Here is a 19,266-nt window from a genome sequence, read left to right as displayed (position 1 = left end):
CTGTGCGCCTTCCGCGCACCGTGGCGGTGCGCCGTGTGCTGCTGGCGGGGCTGTTCCTGGCGGGGTTCGTGGCGCTGGGGTTCGCGTTCGGTGGCGGTGCGCATGCGGTGGACGGCCCGGTGGGCGTGGAGCAGCAGCTCGGGGCGTCGTCATCGGCGGTTCCGCAGACGTCCGTCAAGGCATCAGCGGCCGGGGCCGGGCGGGAACTGAAGCGCGGCGGAGGGCCGGACGCGGACACGATGGCCGGGACACCGGTCGTCGGCAAGGCCGTGCGTCCCGTTGCCGAGCGGACCGTACCGGCCGCTGGGCAGGCCGCCGAGCCGGTCACCGAGCCGGTCACCGCACCGGTACGGGATGTGGTGCGCGACGTGCGCCGGGCCGGGGACGCGGGGGCGCTGCCCGTAGAGCTTCCCGGTCGTCTTCCCGGTACGGACGATGGTGACGACGCCGACAACGGGCACGGCGACGGGCGCGGCGAGCAGCCGGGCCGGGGCTCCGGGCCGCAGCGCGGTGCCGGTCAGCAGCATGCCGGTGCCGATGGCGAGATGGTCGTCGGTGGCCTCAACTCGACGCTTGGCAAGCCCAGTTCGACGGGCTTGCGCGATCACCTTGACGTGTCGACGCGGAGCGCACAGAGCGCCGGTTCGGCGTCGGAACATCAGTCGGGTCAGGGTCAGGGTCAGGGTCAGGGCCATGGAAGCCTGCCGGCCCTCCCCGGTCAGTTCCCGCAGGGGCTTATATCGTCGGCCTCGCATACCGCCGGTGACGGCCACGGCCCCCGTAACGGGGACCAGTTCGCTGCCGTACCGGCGGGATCCGCGCACTTCGGGCTGGTGCCCGGAGGCGTCCTCGCGGCGGCCGAGCCGCCCACGCGGCGGCGTGCCGCCGAGATCCTCGAATTCCCGGGCTAGGGCAGACCTTCAGACCTCCGGCGTCTGAACATCCCCGTCCGCAGACGACGCGTCTGCGCAGGACTGCTCAGGACCTGCCGCGCGGGGGCGGAACAGGTCTGCCCGTCGAACCCCATGAATTCGAAGGACGTTTCATCATCATGCGTACGCACATCCGTCGTTCCATCGTCGTAGCCGCCGCCGCTTCCGGTCTGTGGGCCCTCGGCTCCGTCGCCGCCAACGCGGCCGACCTGCCCGGCACCGCCGACCTGCCCGCCGCCGCGAAGAAGACCGTGGACGGTGTGGCCGGTCAGGTCGCCGGGGTCACCGGTGGCGACGTACACACCCAGGACCTGCCCGCCACCCCGAAGCTGCCCGCCACCCCGGAGGTGCCCGCTACCCCGAAGCTGCCCACCATCCCGGAGGCGCCTGCGGCCACCGACCTCGGCAAGACGGCCGACCTGGGCAAGGTCGCCGACCTGGGTAAGGTCACCGACCTCAGCAAGACCGCAGACCCCGGCAAGGTCACCGGCCGCCTGACCGGTACTGCTCAGCGCGCCCTGGCCACCACCCGCCCGGTCGTCGACCCGGCCGTACCCGCCGTACCCGCCGTACCCGCCGTACCCGCCGTGTCGACCGACCTGACCAACGCCGCCAACATTCCGGCGCTGCCGGTCCTCCTGGGCGTCCCGGGCGTCCCGGGCGTCCAGGGCTTCCCGGCCCTGCCGGTTCAGGGCGTCTGACCGTTCCGTGCGGGGTCGGCGGCGTACGCGCAGGGTGGTGTCCGTACGCCCGTAACGCCGGCCATCCGCCGGGCGGACAGTGAGTGAGACAGCCGGGTGGCTTCCCGTGGGAGGGGCCGCCCGGCTTCGCGCTGTGTCCGAGGGCGGGCGGGGCGTGGGCCGTCTGCCGGGCGCCGGTGGTACCCCTGTGTGATGTGTGACCACCGTCTCTGTGACTGTTATCACCGCCGCAGTGTGATCTGCGATTTAGGGAGCCCGGTCCTGCGGGGATAACCTGCGAGACGGACATGCCGCGTACCGGTCACCGTGTACGCATCCCTCAGTGACAGCGCAGTCACGTTGCCCTTCGCGGCACGCCCATGCAGACAACGAACCGCGATCACTACGGCGATTCTGAGTAGACAAGGGACGGACGCGCGTGGACCTGTTCGAGTACCAGGCGAGGGACCTCTTCGCCAAGCACGGTGTACCGGTGCTGGCCGGTGAAGTCATCGACACGCCTGAGGGGGCACGCGCGGCGACCGAGCGCCTCGGCGGCAAGTCCGTCGTCAAGGCGCAGGTGAAGGTCGGCGGCCGCGGCAAGGCCGGCGGCGTGAAGCTGGCCGCGACCCCGGACGAGGCCGTCGCCCGCGCGACGGACATCCTCGGCATGGACATCAAGGGCCACACGGTCCACAAGGTGATGATCGCCGAGCTGTCCCCGGAGATCGAGGCGGAGTACTACGTCTCGTACCTCCTCGACCGCACCAACCGCACCTTCCTGGCCATGGCCTCGGTGCAGGGCGGCATGGACATCGAGGAGGTCGCGGAGAAGACCCCCGAGGCCCTCGCGAAGGTCCCGGTCAACGCCGTCGAAGGCGTGGACATCGAGAAGGCCCGCGAGATCGTGGCCCAGGCGAAGTTCCCGGCCGAGGTGGCCGAGGGTGTCGCCGAGGCCATGGTGACCCTGTGGAACACCTTCGTCGCCGAGGACGCGCTCCTCGTCGAGGTGAACCCGCTGGTGAAGACCAAGGACGGCCGCATCCTGGCCCTGGACGGCAAGGTCTCGCTCGACGAGAACGCCGCCTTCCGCCAGCCGGAGCACGAGGCCCTTGAGGACAAGGCGGCGGCCAACCCGCTCGAGGCCGCCGCGAAGGCCAAGGACCTCAACTACGTCAAGCTCGACGGTGAGGTCGGCATCATCGGCAACGGCGCGGGTCTCGTCATGAGCACCCTCGACGTCGTCGCGTACGCCGGTGAGCAGCACGACAACGTCAAGCCCGCCAACTTCCTCGACATCGGTGGCGGCGCCTCCGCCGAGGTCATGGCGAACGGCCTGGAGATCATCCTCGGCGACCCGGACGTCAAGTCCGTCTTCGTCAACGTCTTCGGCGGCATCACCGCCTGCGACGAGGTCGCCAACGGCATCGTCCAGGCCCTGGAGCTGCTCAAGTCCAAGGGCGAGGACGTCAACAAGCCGCTGGTCGTCCGCCTGGACGGCAACAACGCGGAGCTGGGTCGCAAGATCCTGAGCGACGCCAACCACCCGCTGGTCCAGCGCGTGGACACCATGGACGGCGCGGCCGACAAGGCCGCCGAGCTCGCCGCGGCTGCGAAGTAAGGGATAGAGGGAACCAGACCACCATGGCTATCTTCCTCACCAAGGACAGCAAGGTCATCGTCCAGGGCATGACCGGTGCCACGGGCATGAAGCACACCAAGCTCATGCTGGGCGACGGCACCAACGTCGTCGGCGGCGTGAACCCGCGCAAGGCCGGCACCGAGGTCGACTTCGACGGGACCTCCGTACCCGTCTTCGGCTCGGTCGCCGAGGCGATGGAGAAGACCGGCGCCGACGTGTCCGTCATCTTCGTGCCGCCGAAGTTCGCCAAGGCCGCCGTCGTCGAGGCGATCGACGCCGAGATCGGCCTGGCCGTCGTGATCACCGAGGGCATCGCGGTGCACGACTCCGCCGCCTTCTGGGCGTACGCGTCGAGCAAGGGCAACAAGACCCGCATCATCGGTCCGAACTGCCCCGGCCTGATCACCCCCGGTCAGTCCAACGCCGGCATCATCCCGGGCGACATCACCAAGCCCGGCCGGATCGGTCTGGTGTCGAAGTCCGGCACGCTGACCTACCAGATGATGTACGAGCTGCGCGACATCGGCTTCACCTCGGCCGTCGGCATCGGTGGCGACCCGGTCATCGGCACCACCCACATCGACGCTCTGGAGGCCTTCGAGGCCGACCCGGAGACCGAGCTGATCGTCATGATCGGTGAGATCGGCGGCGACGCCGAGGAGCGTGCGGCCGACTTCATCAAGGCCAACGTCACCAAGCCGGTCGTCGGCTACGTCGCGGGCTTCACCGCGCCCGAGGGCAAGACCATGGGCCACGCCGGCGCCATCGTCTCCGGCTCCTCCGGCACCGCCCAGGCGAAGAAGGAGGCCCTTGAGGCCGCCGGCGTCAAGGTCGGCAAGACCCCGTCGGAGACCGCGCGCCTGGCCCGCGAGATCCTCGTCGGCTGATCGCGGTACAGCGTCGGGCGCGGGCCCGTACTCCTTCACGGGGGTACGGGCCCGCGCCTTTTGCGCGGCGACGCGAGCGTTCCCGCCCGAGGGGCCGAGGGGCCGAGGGCCCGAGGGGACCGCACTCCCGGCTACCGCGCCCGGCCTGGGGCTACCGCACTCCCGGCCTGGGGGCTACCGCACTCCCGGCTACCGGGCCTCCGGCGCGATGAGACCGGGACCGGAACGGACCACCTTCCGGCGTGCCGGACCGTTCGCCCTGGCGTGCTGGGAGCGGCCGTGTTCGGCCTGCTCCGTATGGGTGCGGGGGCCCTTGGCCGCCGTGCCGGGCGTGGGGGACGCGGACAGGGCCGGGGGCCCGGCTTCGGGGCGGGTGGGCAGGGTGCCCGACTCGTTGACGAGGGTGAAGGCGGTCGCTGCCGCGATCACGGCGGTGAGCCCGAACGCGCCCTGCGTCATCCGGCTGACCGTCCGCTCGCTGCCGCTGCGTACGGTCCTGGCGGCCGACGGCGCCACCGGGTGCGCGACGGCGAGCCCGGCCAGCCGCTCGCGCAGGATCTCCCTTTGGCGTACCGGTGACTCGTCCGCCAGGCCGAGCTCCGGAACCCGGTCGGCGACGGCCCGGCGCGCGTGCAGCAGCCGTCCGGCCGTCGCCGGTGTACTGGCCTCGACCTCGGCGGCCGTCTCGCTAAGGTCCAGTCCGAGACCGTCGTGCAGGAACAGCGCCCGCCGGTAGGCAGTAGGCAGGCTGAGTACGGCGTCCCGCAGCGCGCGCTGCGGGGGAGTGGCGGGCGGCGGGGCGGGGACCTTGGGCGACGGCCGCCGCCCGGCCCGCCCACCTGGGCGCATACGGTGCCAGGGCGACAGCGCGTACTCGTGCACCATGGCCCGCACCCGGCCCGCCGGGTCGGGGTCGACCGCCACCTCGGGCCAGCGCTGCCAGGCCATCTGGAACGACCGTTCGACGGCTTCCTGAGAGAGGTGGGGATGGCCGGTGAGCACGATCGCCTGGCGGGTCAGGTCGGGAGCGTGCCGGGTGTAGAGGGCGTCGAAGGCGGCTGCGGGGGTGATGTGGGTACGGCCAGATGCTGACGTTTCGTCAAGCGCGCTTGCGGTGGGCGTTCCTGACGCCGTGTCGGGCTCGGTGTCGGCCATCGCTGAGGGGGTGGCTTTCTTCGTGCGTCCGGTGCGTCCGGTGCGTCCGGTCATGCCGACCTCTCCGTACGGGCGGGGGCGCGGGTGCGGGCGGCGGAGGTGCTGGGGTGCGCGTCCGAGGGGCCGGTGGTGTACGGACGACTCGGCGACATGAATAGGTACATAAACATATATTGAGCGACACGTCCGGTAATCGCCTGCTCCATGGCGGAAACGTGTGTTGTTGGCAGCATGGCGGTGTGAGCCAATTGACCGACCGCGGCCCGACGTTGTCGTCGCGCGGCCGTGCCTCCAGCCAGCGGTCCTCCGCGCTCGGCACCGCCTTCCTCGGCGGAGTGCTGGCGGCGGGGCTCGGACTCGGGGCCTTCGCCGTGGCGGTACTGCTGCTCTGGGTGGCCGCCCCGTACCCGGACAGCGACCCGTCCCGCGCCCTGCACCTCGCCGCCGACCTGTGGTTTCTCGCCCACGGCAGCGACCTCGTACGAGTCGTGGCGGCCTCCGGCGGCGCATCGCCCGTCGCCGTGACGCCGCTGCTCCTGATGGCCCTGCCCCTCTGGCTGCTCTACCGGTCCGCCCGGCACATCCTCGAACCCACCCACCCCCCGAAACCCCCCACTCCCGGCCCCAGCGACCCCCTTGGCCCCAGCGACACCTCCCCCTCCACCCCCAGCCTCCTCCACGCCGAGGACATCGACCCGGAGCCCGCCCCCCGCCTCCTCCTCGGCTGGCTGCTGGCCGGATATCTGCTCGTCGCAGGCGTCGCCCTCCTGTACGCCTCGGCGGGCCCGCTGTACGTCGAGCCGCTCAGCGCTCTGCTGTACGTACCGGCGGCCGCTCTCGCGACCTTGGCCGTGGCGGCCTGGCGCACCCTCGGCCGTACCGCCTTCGTCCCGCTGCCAGGACCGGTCCGGCGGGCCCATGACCGGCTGCCTGCCGGGCTGCGGACCTCACTGAGAGGCCGCTGGCCGGCCGTCGCGGCGCGCGCGGGGTCCGCTGCCGTCCTGGTGATGCTGCTCTGCGGAGCGCTGCTGGTCCTCCTCGCGCTCGGCTGGCATGCCCCCGCGGTCCGGTCCGACTTCCTGGCCCTCACGCACGACTGGGCGGACCGGTGCACCGTGCTGCTGCTCAGCCTCGTGCTGCTGCCGAACACCGTCGTGTGGGGGCTGGCGTACGGGCTCGGCCCCGGCTTCACGCTCGGCGCGGGCAGCACGGTCGGCCCGCTGGGTGCCGCCGGGTACCCGGACCTGCCGCACTTCCCGCTGTTCGGCATGGTCCCGGAGGCGGGCGGTACCGGAACGCTGCACTGGCTGACCGCCGCGGTGCCGCTCGCCGTCGGACTGGCGCTGGCCCGGTACTCCGCGCTCCCTGCGAAGGCGTACGCGGTCGCCGCGCGAGCCGGAGCCCGGACCGGGGCCGACGCCACGCCTGCCGGGGCCCCGGCGGACGCCGAGTGGACCGGCCCGCGCGAGACGGCCGCGGCCGCCGGGCTCGCGGCACTCGGCTGCGGGGCGGTCGCGGCGCTGCTCGCGGGGCTCGCGGGGGGCGCGCTGGGCAGCTCCGCGCTGGCCCGATTCGGTCCCAGCTGGTGGCAGACGGGACTGGCGGCGCTGGGCTGGACGCTGCTTATCGGTATGCCGGGCGCTCTCGTCGCGCGCGCCTGGTGGCTGCGCGGTGTCCCGCGCCCGCCGAGACCCGCACGGAAGCCGCGCGTGAAGCTCCGTACGCGAATGTGGCGCGGTGTGAAACGGCTCACCCCGGCAGTCCTCGGTACCGCCGGACGAGGGACGCGGGCTGCCTGCCGCTTCTGCATGCGGGCGCTGAGGCGTACGGCCACCCGTGCCCGCCGACGATTCGTCCAGCGCCTTGCCCGGCATCCCGCCAGGCCCCCTTCGACCCCCTATCCGCACTCTCACCCCCACCCCCACCCACATCCACACCCGACCTCCCCCACGCCCCCTTCACATTCATCGCCACCACCAGCCCTCTCACCCCCACCCCCACCCACCCCCTGGCACGACGCCAGCACCCGCCGGGCCCGCTGGTCGGAACTCCGCGCCTCCTCCGGCGGCCTGATGACGGACTTCGAACCCACCGCGTCGCCGTACGGAGAAGCTCCCGGAAACACCTCAGCCGCCGGCCCTGAGGGCGGCGGCTGAGACGGACGGCGGATGGCGGTCGGCGCCCGGCGGCAGGCGCGGGCTGCCGGGCTGGACGGCGGCTCCTACTCCTGCTGGGCGCTGAGCAGCGGACGCAGCTGCTCGGGGAGCAGCTTCTCGCAGGAGTGCTGGGCGGACCGGGTCAGGGCGTCGTTCACGCAGGTGAAGTAGTCGCGGTAGACGAGCTGGAGTGTGAAGGTGGCCGCCACCATGGCCAGCGCCAGCGAGGCGGTGACCAGGCCCGCCACCGCTGCGGTCGTCTGAGGACGGGTGGAGACGGGCGTCGGTGCGTGGCCCGGGGCGGAAGCGCCGGAGTCGGTACGGGACGGGGTCTGGCCCGCTACGTCGGCGGCCGTGGCGCGCGCGCTTCCGGACTGTGCGCCGCTGCCCGTACGTGCCGTCTTGGCGCGCAGGGAGCTGATGCCCCAGTACAGGGCGAGGACCGCCAGCAGGAGCGCGATCTCCGGCAGGTTGAACAGGACGAAGAAGAAGCCCCACATGCCGGCGAGCAGCGCGTAGCGCGCGCGGCGCTGTGCGGGGTCGGTCGGGTCCCAGCGCAGCCCGCCGGAGCCGCCGGGACCGCCCTGGCCGCCTGGGCCGCCCGGTCCCTGCTGGCCGTTGCGGCCGCCCTGCCGCGTACCGAAGCCGCCGCCCTGGCGGCCCGGCTGCCGGCTGCTCCACTGGTTCCCCCAGCCGGGCTGCTGCCGGTCTCCCGACCCGTCCTGGTCGCCGTCCTGGTCCTGCCCGCGGCGGGGCTGCCACGGCTGGTCGGGGGCGTCGGCGGGCGGCGGCGCGAACGGATTGTCGCCGCCCTGACCACCGCGGCCCTGACCCTGACCCTGCTCTTGCCCCCGGTCCTGACCGGCGGGACGGGAGTGGGCCCGCTCCCTGGCCGGCCCACCGGTCGTCCCGGACGTCCCCGATGACCCGGACGTTCCCGACGCCCCGGAAGAGTCCGACGAACCAGAAGAATCCGACGAACCAGATGAGTCCGGCGAACCCGATGAACCCGAAGGACCCGATGAACCCGATGAACCCGACGAACCCGGAGCCCCCGCGGCATCGGAGGACGGCTTGCGCTCACGCAGCAGCACCGCCCCGGGAGCGGCGGCGAGCTGGGGGCACCCCCCAGCGGTAGCTGTGGGAGGGAGGAGGAGGGCCGCGCGGCGGCGTCGGTCCGGCATCTGGAGTGTGTCTTCCCCTTGTCTCGTCCGTACGTCCGACAGGTGGGCCGGGCGGGCGGATACCACGAACAGCGTGCGTTCTCACGCCCGACGCTACCTCTCGCGTGCGCCCCCGTCCCGTGGGGGCCGCGCGGTGTGCCGGTATCGTTGCTGACGGTCGGCGCCTTCGTAGGGTTCCCCGGTTTTCGGCTACCCATGGTTTTGTACGACCGCACAACATCGCATCGCACACCGCCGTACAGCAGCACCGCGCGAGAAAGAGCCCCGCCGTGGCCTCCGCTTCCTCTTCATCCGCCGTTCCCGCCGCTTCACCGGCCCGTATCGTCGTGCTCGTCTCCGGTTCCGGTACGAACCTGCAGGCGCTGCTCGACGCCATCGCCGAGCAGGGGGCCCGTACGTACGGGGCCGAGATCGTCGCGGTCGGCGCCGACCGCGACGGCATCGCCGGCCTGGAGCGGGCCGAGCGGGCCGGGCTGCCGGTCTTCGTGTGCCGGGTCAAGGACCATGCCGACCGGGCCGCCTGGGACCGCGCGCTGGCCGGGGCCGTCGCCGCGTACCAGCCCGACCTCGTCGTCTCGGCCGGTTTCATGAAGATCCTGGGCGAGGACTTCCTCGCCCGCCACGGCGGCCGGATCATCAACACGCATCCGGCCCTGCTGCCGAGTTTTCCCGGTGCCCACGGCGTCCGCGAGGCCCTCGCGTACGGCGCCAAGGTCACCGGGTGCACCGTCCACTTCGTCGACGACGGCGTCGACACCGGCCCGGTCATCGCCCAGGGCGTGGTCGAGATCCGGGACGCGGACGACGAATCCGCGCTGCACGAGCGCATCAAGGAAGTCGAGCGCAAGCTGCTCGTCGAGGTCGTGGGGCTGCTGGCCCGGCACGGCTACCGCATTGAGGGACGAAAGGTACTGATCCCGTGACCGCCGAAGCAACGAAGCGGCCCGTACGCCGGGCGCTGGTCAGCGTCTACGACAAGACGGGCCTCGAAGAACTGGCCCAGGGGCTGCACGCGGCGGGCGTCCAGCTCGTCTCGACCGGCTCGACGGCCGCGAAGATCGCGGCGGCCGGTGTGCCGGTGACCAAGGTCGAGGAGCTGACCGGCTTCCCCGAGTGCCTGGACGGCCGGGTCAAGACGCTGCACCCCAAGGTGCACGCGGGCATCCTCGCCGACCTGCGGCTGGAGGACCACCGGCGGCAGCTCGACGAGCTGGGTGTGGAGCCGTTCGACCTGGTGGTCGTCAACCTCTACCCGTTCGGCGACACCGTGGCCTCCGGCGCCGAGCCGGACGCGTGCGTGGAGCAGATCGACATCGGCGGGCCCTCGATGGTGCGCGCCGCCGCCAAGAACCACCCGTCGGTCGCCGTCGTCGTCAACCCCGACCGCTACGCGGACGTGCTCAAGGGCGTCGCGGACGGCGGCTTCGACCTTCAGGAGCGCAGGCGGCTGGCGGCGGAGGCGTTCCGGCACACCGCCGAGTACGACGTGGCCGTGGCCTCCTGGTTCGCGGGCGACTACGCGGGTGACGGCGGCGAGTTCCCCGGCTTCCTCGGCGTGACGTACGAGCGTAAGAACGTACTGCGCTACGGCGAGAACCCGCACCAGGCGGCCGCGCTCTATGTGTCTCATGGCGGCTCCGCCGCGGGGGGCGGCTGCGGAGGTCTGGCCGAGGCCGAGCAGCTGCACGGCAAGGAGATGTCGTACAACAACTACACGGACACCGACGCCGCGCGCCGGGCCGCGTACGACCACACCGAGCCCTGCGTGGCCATCATCAAGCACGCCAACCCGTGCGGCATCGCGATCGGTGACGACGTCGCCGAGGCGCACCGCAAGGCGCACACCTGCGACTCGCTGTCGGCCTTCGGCGGCGTCATCGCCGTCAATCGCCCGGTGTCCGTGGCGATGGCCGAGCAGGTCGCGGAGATCTTCACCGAGGTCATCGTCGCCCCGGACTACGAGGACGGCGCGGTCGAGGTGCTGTCCCGCAAGAAGAACATCCGGGTCCTGCGCTGCCCCGAGGGCCCGCAGCCGCCGGCCGAGTTCAAGCCGATCGACGGCGGCGGCCTGGCCCAGGTCAAGGACGTCCTCCAGGCCGAGGGCGACGACCCGGCCAACTGGACGCTGGCGACCGGCGAGGCGCTGTCCGAGGGCGAACTGGCCGAACTGGCCTTCGCCTGGCGTGCGTCGCGCGCCGTGAAGTCCAACGCGATCCTGCTCGCCAAGGACGGCGCCACGGTCGGCGTCGGCATGGGCCAGGTCAACCGCGTGGACTCGGCGAAGCTGGCCGTGCAGCGGGCCGGCGAGGAGCGGGCACGGGGCTCCTACGCGGCCTCCGACGCGTTCTTCCCCTTCCCGGACGGGCTGGAGGTGCTGCTGGAGGCGGGCGTCAAGGCCGTCGCGCAGCCCGGCGGTTCGGTCCGTGACGAGCTGGTGGTCGAGGCGGCTAAGGCCGCGGGCGTGACGATGTACCTGACCGGGACCCGGCACTTCTTCCACTGAGTTCCACCGAGTTCCACCGAGTTCCGCCAAGTTCCACCGAGCCGTACCCAGGCGAAAGGCCCGTCTTCCGCGTACTGCGGAAGGCGGGCCTTTTCGCGTGCCGGACGTGCCCCGGACGTGCTCCTGACGCACCCCGGACGTGCCCCGGGTGCGTCCAGGACCTGCCCCGGCCGGGCGGAACCTCGGTGACCGGGCCTCAGCACCAGGGCCCCGGCGTCAAGACCTCAGTACCGCGGCCGCATGAACCACGCCTGGCTCTCCTGCTTCGCCGCGAAGACGATGACGAGGATGGACAGCGCGAAGTTGGGGATGCCGTAGAGGCTGAGGGCGAACGGAATGCTGCACAGGACCGACACCGCGCCGAAGATGATGCTGCCGATGCGGATGCCGTTGCCGCCCTTGGAGTACTGGAGCGCCAGTACCAGCGCGGCGGCCGCGTAGGCCGCCATGAGGATCATGACGACGACCAGGACGCCCTTGCCGGCGTTGAGCATGCTCTGGGTGTCGCCGCCGAAACCGTCGTACCGGGCCGAGTTGCTGCTCAGCTGGTTCAGGACGACGGTCACACCGATGATGCCGAAGACGCCCGTGGCGGCGAGGACGAAGAGCATGACGCGCGCGGCCTTGGTGTTGCCGGGCATCTGGTGCGGCGTGGGTATGCCGGGCATTCCGCCCGGACCCATCGGCCCCGCGGGGAACGGCGCGTACGGCTGCTGCGGCTGCATCGGCTGCTGCTGCGGGTAGCCGTACTGGGCGGGCGGGCCCTGGGGGTGGCCCTGCGGCGGCGGGCCCTGGGGCTGGCCCTGCGGCGCCCCGTAGGGGTTGTGCTGGTTCGGGTAGCTCACGAGCGGTGTCCTTCGAGCGGTGTGACCTGGTGTCAGCCGGTGCTGCGCGGTTCCGGCGGTTCCGGGTGAGGTAAGAGAGCGGTAAGAGCCTACGGGGGCGGCGAAGCCCCCTCGCCCTGACGGTGCGAGGGGGCTTCGGGCCGTGCCGGGGGAGGGCTTACTGCGTGCGGACGACCACCGTGCTGGTGATCTTGTCGGCGAACGTCTGCGACTTCTCGTCCCACAGCGGCCACCAGTAGCCGAGACCGCACAGCGGACCGTCCACCACGTGGCAGAGCTTGCGCCCGAAGGCCAGGCCGAAGCCGAGCTGCTGCCCGGTCGCCTCGCGCACGACGCGGATGTTCAGGGCCTTCTTGCCCGGGGTCTGGCCGGTGGAGCCTTCCTTGGCGACCAGGAAGAGCCAGCCGGCGAGGCCGAGCAGGGCGCCGAGCACGATGAGGATGATCGCGAAGGCGGGGGCGCCGGCCGCGTCGTTGGCGTTGTTGTAGGCGTCCTGTATGCACTGGTAGTCGGAGCCGCAGTAGGCCGTGTCCGGGACCGAGACGGTCGTGTTGGCGGCCGCCACGATCATTCCGACGACATACAGGATCGTCGGGACCACACCGACGATCAGGCCGTCGAGCAGGGTCGCGCCGACGCGCGCGCCCCAGCTCGCGAAGGCCGGCGGCCCGCCCATTCCCGGCATTCCGGGCTGGCCGTACGGTGCGCCCTGCTGCGGGTAGCCGTACGCCTGCTGCTGGGGCACCTGCGGCGGCTGGCCGTACGGGGACTGCGGCTGCGGCGGGGCCTGCTGGGGGTAGCCGTACCCCGGCTGGGCCTGCGGGGCCTGCTGCGGATAGCCGTACCCCGGCTGGGCCTGCGGCGCCTGCGGCGGCTGGCCGTACGGTGCCTGGGGCTGCTGGCCGTACGGGCCGGGCTGCCCCTGCGGCTGGCCGTAGGGATTGTTCGGGTCGCCAAAGCTCATTGGCTGGTTTCCTCCGTTGTTGTTCAGTGGGGGACGGCAGGGCGTGCTCGGAGGAAAGCCTGGGATCAGTGCCCCGCCCCCCGATGATGCCTGCGGCACTGAGCGGCAATCTTTCTAGTTGCGCAATATCGTTGTCCAGTCAAGAGGCTCAGGTGTTGTGCAAGTGCAATGATCGATTCCGTAAATTCATTTCGGTCATCTCCGGTCATCGCTCTTGTCAGTGGCCATAGCGCGCCCTGATTGGAACGGAAGTGGCTTCATCCGGGAGGATGGGGGGTATGAGCGCCCAGATTCTCGATGGCAAGGCCACCGCCGCCGCGATCAAGTCCGAACTCGCCGTCCGCGTGGAGGCACTGAAGGCCCGGGGCGTCACCCCCGGACTCGGCACCCTCCTGGTCGGTGACGACCCGGGAAGCCGCTGGTACGTCAACGGCAAGCACCGCGACTGTGCCCAGGTCGGCATCGCCTCCATCCAGAAGGAACTGCCGGACACCGCCACGCAGGAAGAGATCGAGGCCGTCGTACGGGAGCTGAACGAGGACCCGGACTGCACCGGCTACATCGTCCAACTTCCGCTCCCCAAGGGCATCGACACCAACCGCGTCCTGGAGCTGATGGACCCGGCCAAGGACGCCGACGGCCTGCACCCGGTGAGCCTGGGCCGCCTGGTGCTGGGCATCGACGGGCCGCTGCCCTGCACCCCGTACGGCATCATCCAGCTGCTGCGCCACCACGGTGTGGCGATCAACGGGGCGCACGTGGTCGTGGTCGGCCGCGGCATCACCGTCGGGCGTTCGATCCCGCTGCTGCTGACCCGCAAGTCGGAGAACGCCACCGTCACCCAGTGCCACACCGGCACCCGCGACCTGGCCGCGCAGCTCAAGCAGGCCGACATCGTGGTGGCCGCCGCCGGTGTGCCGCACATCATCAAGCCGGAGGACGTCAAGCCGGGCGCGGCCGTCCTGGACGTCGGCGTCAGCCGCGACGAGAACGGCAAGATCGTCGGCGATGTGCACCCCGGCGTCGCCGAGGTCGCGGACTGGATCTCCCCGAACCCGGGCGGCGTCGGCCCGATGACCCGCGCCCAGCTGCTGGTCAACGTCGTCGAGGCGGCCGAGCGCGCCGCGGGCTGAACCCGAACTCCCCGCAGCACCGGAACGGACACGGAAAGGGACTGCCACCCATGAGTGCCGAAGCGCACGCGGAAGGCGCCTCCGAGCCGCAGCGGCCCTCGCGCCGCTTCCCGCGGATCACCACCGACACCGCGCGGCCGGAGGGCGGCGCCCGTACCGCCCCCGGCAGCGCCGCCCCGCCCGCCCGGCAGTGGCCGCTGCTGGCCGTCATGGGCGGGGTGGCCCTCGGGCTGCTCGTCGTCGCCCTCGACGGCTTCCGTATCGGGTCGCTGCTGATCGGCCTGTCCCTGCTGGGCGGAGCGGTGATGCGCCGGATGCTGCCGAAGGTGGGCATGCTGGCCGTACGGTCCCGCTTCACGGACATGGCGACCTACGGCGGGCTGGGCCTGGCCATCGTCCTGCTGGCACTGATGGCGCAGCCCAAGCCGTGGCTGAAGCTTCCGTTCCTGGACGACCTGGTGCACTTCACGGTCTGGTGAGCCGGGGCCGTACGGGCCCCTCCACGCTCCCGGCCGTACGGGGAGGCCGGTGCGCTACGGGCCTCCCCGGACCCGGCCGTACGGGAGCTGTACGGCCCCGGCCGTACGGGGCCGTACGCGGCTCTCCCGCGCCATTCGCGTGACGTGCGCCCCCGCGCGCTCTCAGGGGCGGCCGGCGCGTCCCGCCGCCGAGTAGCTTGGCGGCCGAGGCACATCGACGTGTCCGGGACGCCGCCGGCCTCGCCGCCCCAGTCGTCGCGCGAGAGGGACGCCCCGCCCCATGGCCAAGATCAAGGTTGCCCAGCCCGTCGTCGAGCTCGACGGCGACGAGATGACCCGCGTCATCTGGTCCGCCATCAGGAACACGCTGATCCTGCCCCATCTCGACATCGACCTGAAGTACTTCGACCTGGGCATCGAGAACCGCGACGCCACCGGCGACCAGGTCACCGTCGACGCCGCCCACGCGATCGGGACGTACGGCGTCGGCGTCAAGTGCGCCACCATCACCCCGGACGAGGCGCGGGTCGAGGAGTTCGGCCTCAAGGCGATGTACCGCTCGCCCAACGCCACCATCCGCGACCTCCTCGGCGGTGTGATCTTCCGCGAGCCGGTCATCGTGCGGAACGTGCCCCGGCCCGTACCGGGCTGGACGGAGCCGGTCGTCGTCGCCCGCCACGCCTTTGGCGACCAGTACCGCGCCACCGACCTGAAGATCCCGGGCCCCGGCACCCTCACCCTGGCCTACACGCCCCGGGACGGCGGCGACCCGGTCGAGCTGGAGGTCCACGACTTCCCCGGCCCCGGCGTCGCGCTCGCCATGTACAACCACGACGCGTCGGTACGCGACTTCGCGCGCGCCGCGTTCCGCTACGGCCTGGCCCGTTCGTACCCGGTGTACCTGTCCACCAAGAACACGGTCCTCAAGAAGTACGACGGCCGGTTCAAGGACCTCTTCCAGGAGGTCTTCGACGCCGAGTTCAAGGCAGATTTCGACGCCGGGGGCCTGACCTACGAACACCGGCTGATCGACGACATGGCCGCCGCGTCCCTGCGGCGGTCCGGCGGTTACGTCTGGGCCTGCAAGAACTACGACGGGGACGTCCAGTCCGACGTCGTGGCGCAGGGCTTCGGCTCGCTCGGCCTGATGACCTCCGTCCTGATGTCCGCCGACGGCCGGACCGTCGAGGCCGAGGCCGCCCACGGCACGGTGACCCGGCACTACCGTCGCCACCAGCAGGGCAAGGCCACCTCGACCAACCCGATCGCCTCGGTCTTCGCCTGGACCCGCGGCCTGGCCCACCGCGGCGGGCTGGACGGCACACCCGAAGTCACCGCGTTCGCCCGGACGCTGGAGCGGGTCTGCGTCGAGACGGTCGAGGACGGCCGGATGACCAAGGACCTGGCGCAGCTGGTCTCGAAGAACCAGCCGTACCTGACCACGGAGGAGTTCCTCGACGCGCTCGACACCGGATTGCAGAAGGGGATGGCCGGCGCCTGAGCGCGGGCCGCGCGGGCCGCGCAGGGCAACCGGGGCACGGGCCCGTGACCTCGCCCGGCGCAAGCGGGCGGAAGTGTACGGGCGTGCACGTCCGCATGTCCGGTGCCCGAACGCTCCCATGCGCCCGGGAGATGGGAACTGGCATCCTGGCTCTGAGCATCCCTGTGAGTAACCACCGGGGCGGGCTGCGGGGGGTCGCGCCCCGGCGAAGGAGCGGACGCAAGAGCAAGGGACAGGCACGAGCAGGCGCATATGGGGGGTTAGGGGGAGGCAATGCCTCGCTGGAGGGCGCTACCGGAAGAACTCGATCCGCAGGTCAAGGAGTTCGCCAGTCAGCTGCGCAGACTCGTTGAGCGCAGCGGTCTGAGCGTGGCCGCCGTCGCGGACCGGACCGGCTACAGCAAGACCTCGTGGGAGCGCTACCTCAACGGAAGACTGCTGCCGCCGCAGCGTGCGGTGGTGGCGCTGGCCGAGGCGACCGGCGCGCACACCGGGCACCTCACCACGATGTGGGAGCTGGCCGAACGTGCCTGGAGCCGTTCGGAGATGCGGCACGACGTCACCATGGAGGCCATCCGGGTGGCGCAGGCGCGGGCCGCGCTGGGGGAGTTCGGCCCGGCGCCGGGCAAGGCGAAGTCCCGTACCAAAGAGAAGATCAAGGAAAAGGCGAAGCCCGAGGACAAGGACGAGGCCGGGGCGGGGGAGCGGGCCGAGGAGCCGGACGGCGGCCCCGGGAAGAACCCGGCCGGGGACCGGGACGGCCGGGACGCGGGGCAGGCCGGGACGCGGGGGCGCGGCGGCAGCGGCGCCGCGCAGGCCGCCACGGCGCCCGCCGCACCTCGGCAGCGCGGCGACGAACTGCCGTCCACCGCCGACTTCCCCGGCATGGCCGCGCCGTCCGCGGCCCCGGCAGCACCGCCGTCGGCCCCGGGCCGCAAGCCGCTGGAGCCCGCCGCGGCGGACCCCGACGACGGCCGGCCGGACCGGGTGTCCTGGCCCCGCCTGGCCGGCTATCCGGACGCCGTGCCGGTGGCCCCGGACGCCGCTCCCGTGGGCCATGCGGAGGGCCCCGGCGCGGAGCACCGCCCTGCGCCGTCCACGCCGTCCGCCTCGTCCGCGTCATCCGCCTCGTCCACGCCGTCCGCATCGTCCGCCTCGTCCGTGCCGCCCGCGGGCTCCCCGGACGACGCCGACCGGCAGCTGCGCCGTCGCCGCGTCACCATGTTCCTGGCGGGGGTGGTCGGCGCGCTGCTGGTGATCGCCGCCGCGGTGCTGCTGCTCGACGTGGGCGGCAAGGAGGACAAGCAGGCGGCGCCCGTGCCGTCCGCGTCCCCGAGCAAGAAGCCGGTGCTGCCCGCCGGGGTGAAGTGCGCCGGAGCCGACTGCGCGGGCAAGGACCCCGAGGCGATGGGGTGCGGCGGCCGGAACGCCGGCAGCCCGTCCCGTGGGTACGCCGGGGGCTCCCTGATCGAGGTGCGGTACAGCAAGGTGTGCGGCGCCGCCTGGGCCCGTGTCACCGGGGCCGCGCCGGGCGACCAGGCGTCGATCAGTTCGGCGGGCCGGACCGAGAAGGTGGCCGCCGGGCAGGACGGCGACGCGTACACCGCGATGGTCCCGGTGTCCGGGGACCCGGCGAAGGTCACCGCGTGCGGGACGACCGCGGCGGGCGTGAAGGGCTGCGCGGAGCCGGTGCCGTCGGGGCCGGGGCGGAGCGCCGGGTGAGGCGGGCCGGGGGTGGAGATTCAGCCACCGGTCAGTACATCTCGGACGAAATCCGCATACCGCCTGTTACGGGAAGGTGGGTACGGCAGGGGATTGCCCGCGCGAATCCGGGGCAGGGGCATAACTGACCCCCCACGGGTATGGCACCAACCGGCGGCCGTCCGCGCTCCCCCTCCTTGAGCGGGCGGCCGCCCGCCGCCTGCCCGCGGGGGCCCGCCGGACCTCCGCGGGGGGCCGGTGAGGCGTTCCACACCGGCCCGGGGGCGGTGCGGTGCGGCGGTCCGATAGCCTGACGGCCGGGTCTCTCGATACCAAGAGATCTCGGTAAACGGGCAGAGGTTCCCGCCGCCACCAACGCGGTGAGGGGGCTTGCCCCCAGGAACCCCAGAAAATATCGCGCAGGAGATCGCCATGACCCGCACTCCCGTCAATGTCACCGTCACCGGCGCGGCCGGCCAGATCGGTTACGCACTCCTCTTCCGCATCGCCTCCGGTCATCTGCTCGGCGCGGACGTGCCGGTCAAGCTGCGCCTCCTGGAGATCCCCCAGGGCCTGAAGGCCGCCGAGGGCACCGCCATGGAGCTCGACGACTGCGCCTTCCCGCTGCTGCGCGGCATCGACATCTCCGACGACCCGAACGTGGCCTTCGACGGCGCGAACGTGGCCCTGCTCGTCGGCGCCCGCCCCCGCACCAAGGGCATGGAGCGCGGCGACCTGCTGGAGGCCAACGGCGGCATCTTCAAGCCGCAGGGCAAGGCCATCAACGACCACGCCGCGGACGACATCAAGGTCCTGGTCGTCGGCAACCCCGCCAACACCAACGCCCTGATCGCCCAGGCCGCCGCCCCGGACGTACCGGCCGAGCGCTTCACCGCGATGACCCGCCTGGACCACAACCGCGCCGTCTCGCAGCTCGCGCAGAAGACCGGCACCCCGGTCTCCGAGATCCGCCGCCTGACGATCTGGGGCAACCACTCCGCGACCCAGTACCCGGACATCTTCCACGCCGAGGTCGCCGGCAAGAACGCCGCCGAGGCCGTGAACGACCAGGCGTGGCTGGCCGACACCTTCATCCCGACCGTCGCCAAGCGCGGCGCCGCGATCATCGAGGCCCGGGGCGCCTCCTCGGCCGCCTCCGCCGCCAACGCCGCCATCGACCACGTCCACACCTGGGTCAACGGCACCGCGGACGGCGACTGGACCTCCATGGGCATCCCCTCGGACGGCTCCTACGGCGTCCCGGAGGGCCTGATCTCCTCCTTCCCGGTCACCACCAAGGACGGAAAGTACGAGATCGTCCAGGGTCTGGAGATCAACGACTTCTCGCGCGAGCGCATCGACGCGTCCGTCCAGGAGCTGTCGGAGGAGCGCGAGGCCGTCCGCGGTCTCGGTCTCCTCTGACACCGGGCAGGACGCGCGTCCGCCGACGCGCCCCGCACGGCCGGAGCCGGTACGGAACCCCGCGGGGTTCCGTACCGGCTCC

The 19,266-nt window shown here is 72.2% G+C and carries 16 protein-coding genes; 12 read left to right on the top strand and 4 right to left on the bottom strand.

Annotated features, from left to right (window positions below):
* The first annotated feature begins 20 nt into the window (after positions 1 to 20).
* The 4 genes from A6A06_RS41435 to sucD all read left to right on the top strand — a co-directional run bounded on the left by A6A06_RS41435 (position 21) and on the right by sucD (position 4,141).
* Positions 21 to 911, top strand: coding sequence for a hypothetical protein (locus A6A06_RS41435; protein ID WP_199930672.1), 891 nt, complete (start codon positions 21 to 23; stop codon positions 909 to 911).
* Between the two features lie 140 nt (positions 912 to 1,051).
* Positions 1,052 to 1,633, top strand: a complete 582-nt coding sequence (locus A6A06_RS04815; RefSeq protein WP_073759115.1) for a hypothetical protein — start codon at positions 1,052 to 1,054, stop codon at positions 1,631 to 1,633.
* A gap of 418 nt (positions 1,634 to 2,051) precedes the next feature.
* Complete coding sequence (sucC, locus tag A6A06_RS04810) at positions 2,052 to 3,233, top strand: ADP-forming succinate--CoA ligase subunit beta (protein WP_073759113.1); 1,182 nt, start codon at positions 2,052 to 2,054, stop codon at positions 3,231 to 3,233.
* A gap of 23 nt (positions 3,234 to 3,256) precedes the next feature.
* The gene (gene sucD / locus A6A06_RS04805; RefSeq protein ID WP_073759111.1) at positions 3,257 to 4,141 is read left to right on the top strand and encodes a succinate--CoA ligase subunit alpha; all 885 of its coding nucleotides are present in this window, start codon (positions 3,257 to 3,259) and stop codon (positions 4,139 to 4,141) included.
* Positions 4,142 to 4,330: 189 nt separating this feature from the next.
* Here sucD and A6A06_RS40655 read toward each other — a convergent pair whose 3' ends face one another.
* Positions 4,331 to 5,350 carry a hypothetical protein gene (locus tag A6A06_RS40655; protein WP_079193777.1) on the bottom strand — a complete coding sequence of 340 codons (1,020 nt, stop codon included), beginning with the start codon at positions 5,348 to 5,350 and terminating at the stop codon, positions 4,331 to 4,333.
* Between the two features lie 185 nt (positions 5,351 to 5,535).
* Between A6A06_RS40655 and A6A06_RS04795 the strand changes: the two genes are divergently transcribed.
* Positions 5,536 to 7,452, top strand: coding sequence for a cell division protein PerM (locus A6A06_RS04795; protein WP_199930671.1), 1,917 nt, complete (start codon positions 5,536 to 5,538; stop codon positions 7,450 to 7,452).
* Between the two features lie 65 nt (positions 7,453 to 7,517).
* Here the strand turns inward: A6A06_RS04795 and A6A06_RS04790 are convergent, their stop codons facing one another.
* Positions 7,518 to 8,636 carry a hypothetical protein gene (locus tag A6A06_RS04790; protein ID WP_242440560.1) on the bottom strand — a complete coding sequence of 373 codons (1,119 nt, stop codon included), beginning with the start codon at positions 8,634 to 8,636 and terminating at the stop codon, positions 7,518 to 7,520.
* 269 nt (positions 8,637 to 8,905) lie between these two features.
* Here A6A06_RS04790 and purN point away from each other — a divergent pair, with 269 nt between their 5' ends.
* Both purN and purH read left to right on the top strand, forming a co-directional pair.
* The gene (purN, locus tag A6A06_RS04785; RefSeq protein WP_073759105.1) at positions 8,906 to 9,559 is read left to right on the top strand and encodes a phosphoribosylglycinamide formyltransferase; all 654 of its coding nucleotides are present in this window, start codon (positions 8,906 to 8,908) and stop codon (positions 9,557 to 9,559) included.
* Positions 9,556 to 11,139 carry a bifunctional phosphoribosylaminoimidazolecarboxamide formyltransferase/IMP cyclohydrolase gene (gene purH / locus A6A06_RS04780; RefSeq protein ID WP_073759103.1) on the top strand — a complete coding sequence of 528 codons (1,584 nt, stop codon included), beginning with the start codon at positions 9,556 to 9,558 and terminating at the stop codon, positions 11,137 to 11,139. The genes purN and purH overlap by 4 nt, the downstream gene beginning before the upstream one ends.
* Positions 11,140 to 11,363: 224 nt before the next feature.
* Here the strand turns inward: purH and A6A06_RS04775 are convergent, their stop codons facing one another.
* Complete coding sequence (locus tag A6A06_RS04775; protein WP_073759101.1) at positions 11,364 to 11,984, bottom strand: hypothetical protein; 621 nt, start codon at positions 11,982 to 11,984, stop codon at positions 11,364 to 11,366.
* Between the two features lie 157 nt (positions 11,985 to 12,141).
* Positions 12,142 to 12,948 (bottom strand): RDD family protein, encoded by an 807-nt coding sequence (locus A6A06_RS04770; protein ID WP_073759099.1) that lies wholly within the window; start codon positions 12,946 to 12,948, stop codon positions 12,142 to 12,144.
* 278 nt (positions 12,949 to 13,226) lie between these two features.
* Here A6A06_RS04770 and A6A06_RS04765 point away from each other — a divergent pair, with 278 nt between their 5' ends.
* The 5 genes from A6A06_RS04765 (at position 13,227) to A6A06_RS04745 (ending at position 19,184) form a co-directional block, all read left to right on the top strand.
* Positions 13,227 to 14,081 (top strand): bifunctional methylenetetrahydrofolate dehydrogenase/methenyltetrahydrofolate cyclohydrolase, encoded by an 855-nt coding sequence (locus tag A6A06_RS04765; RefSeq protein WP_073759097.1) that lies wholly within the window; start codon positions 13,227 to 13,229, stop codon positions 14,079 to 14,081.
* A 50-nt stretch (positions 14,082 to 14,131) separates the two neighbouring features.
* Positions 14,132 to 14,560, top strand: coding sequence for a DUF3017 domain-containing protein (locus A6A06_RS04760; RefSeq protein ID WP_073759095.1), 429 nt, complete (start codon positions 14,132 to 14,134; stop codon positions 14,558 to 14,560).
* Positions 14,561 to 14,840: 280 nt separating this feature from the next.
* Complete coding sequence (locus A6A06_RS04755) at positions 14,841 to 16,061, top strand: NADP-dependent isocitrate dehydrogenase (protein WP_073759093.1); 1,221 nt, start codon at positions 14,841 to 14,843, stop codon at positions 16,059 to 16,061.
* 273 nt (positions 16,062 to 16,334) lie between these two features.
* Complete coding sequence (locus A6A06_RS04750) at positions 16,335 to 17,783, top strand: helix-turn-helix domain-containing protein (RefSeq protein WP_073759091.1); 1,449 nt, start codon at positions 16,335 to 16,337, stop codon at positions 17,781 to 17,783.
* 411 nt (positions 17,784 to 18,194) lie between these two features.
* Complete coding sequence (locus A6A06_RS04745; RefSeq protein ID WP_073759089.1) at positions 18,195 to 19,184, top strand: malate dehydrogenase; 990 nt, start codon at positions 18,195 to 18,197, stop codon at positions 19,182 to 19,184.
* Positions 19,185 to 19,266 lie beyond the last annotated feature (82 nt).

The organism is Streptomyces sp. CB02923 (genome assembly GCF_001905005.1).
Classification (GTDB): Bacteria; Actinomycetota; Actinomycetes; order Streptomycetales; family Streptomycetaceae; genus Streptomyces.
The sequence above is the reverse complement of the archived record's forward strand: the minus strand, read 5'-3'. Positions and strand labels throughout refer to the sequence as shown.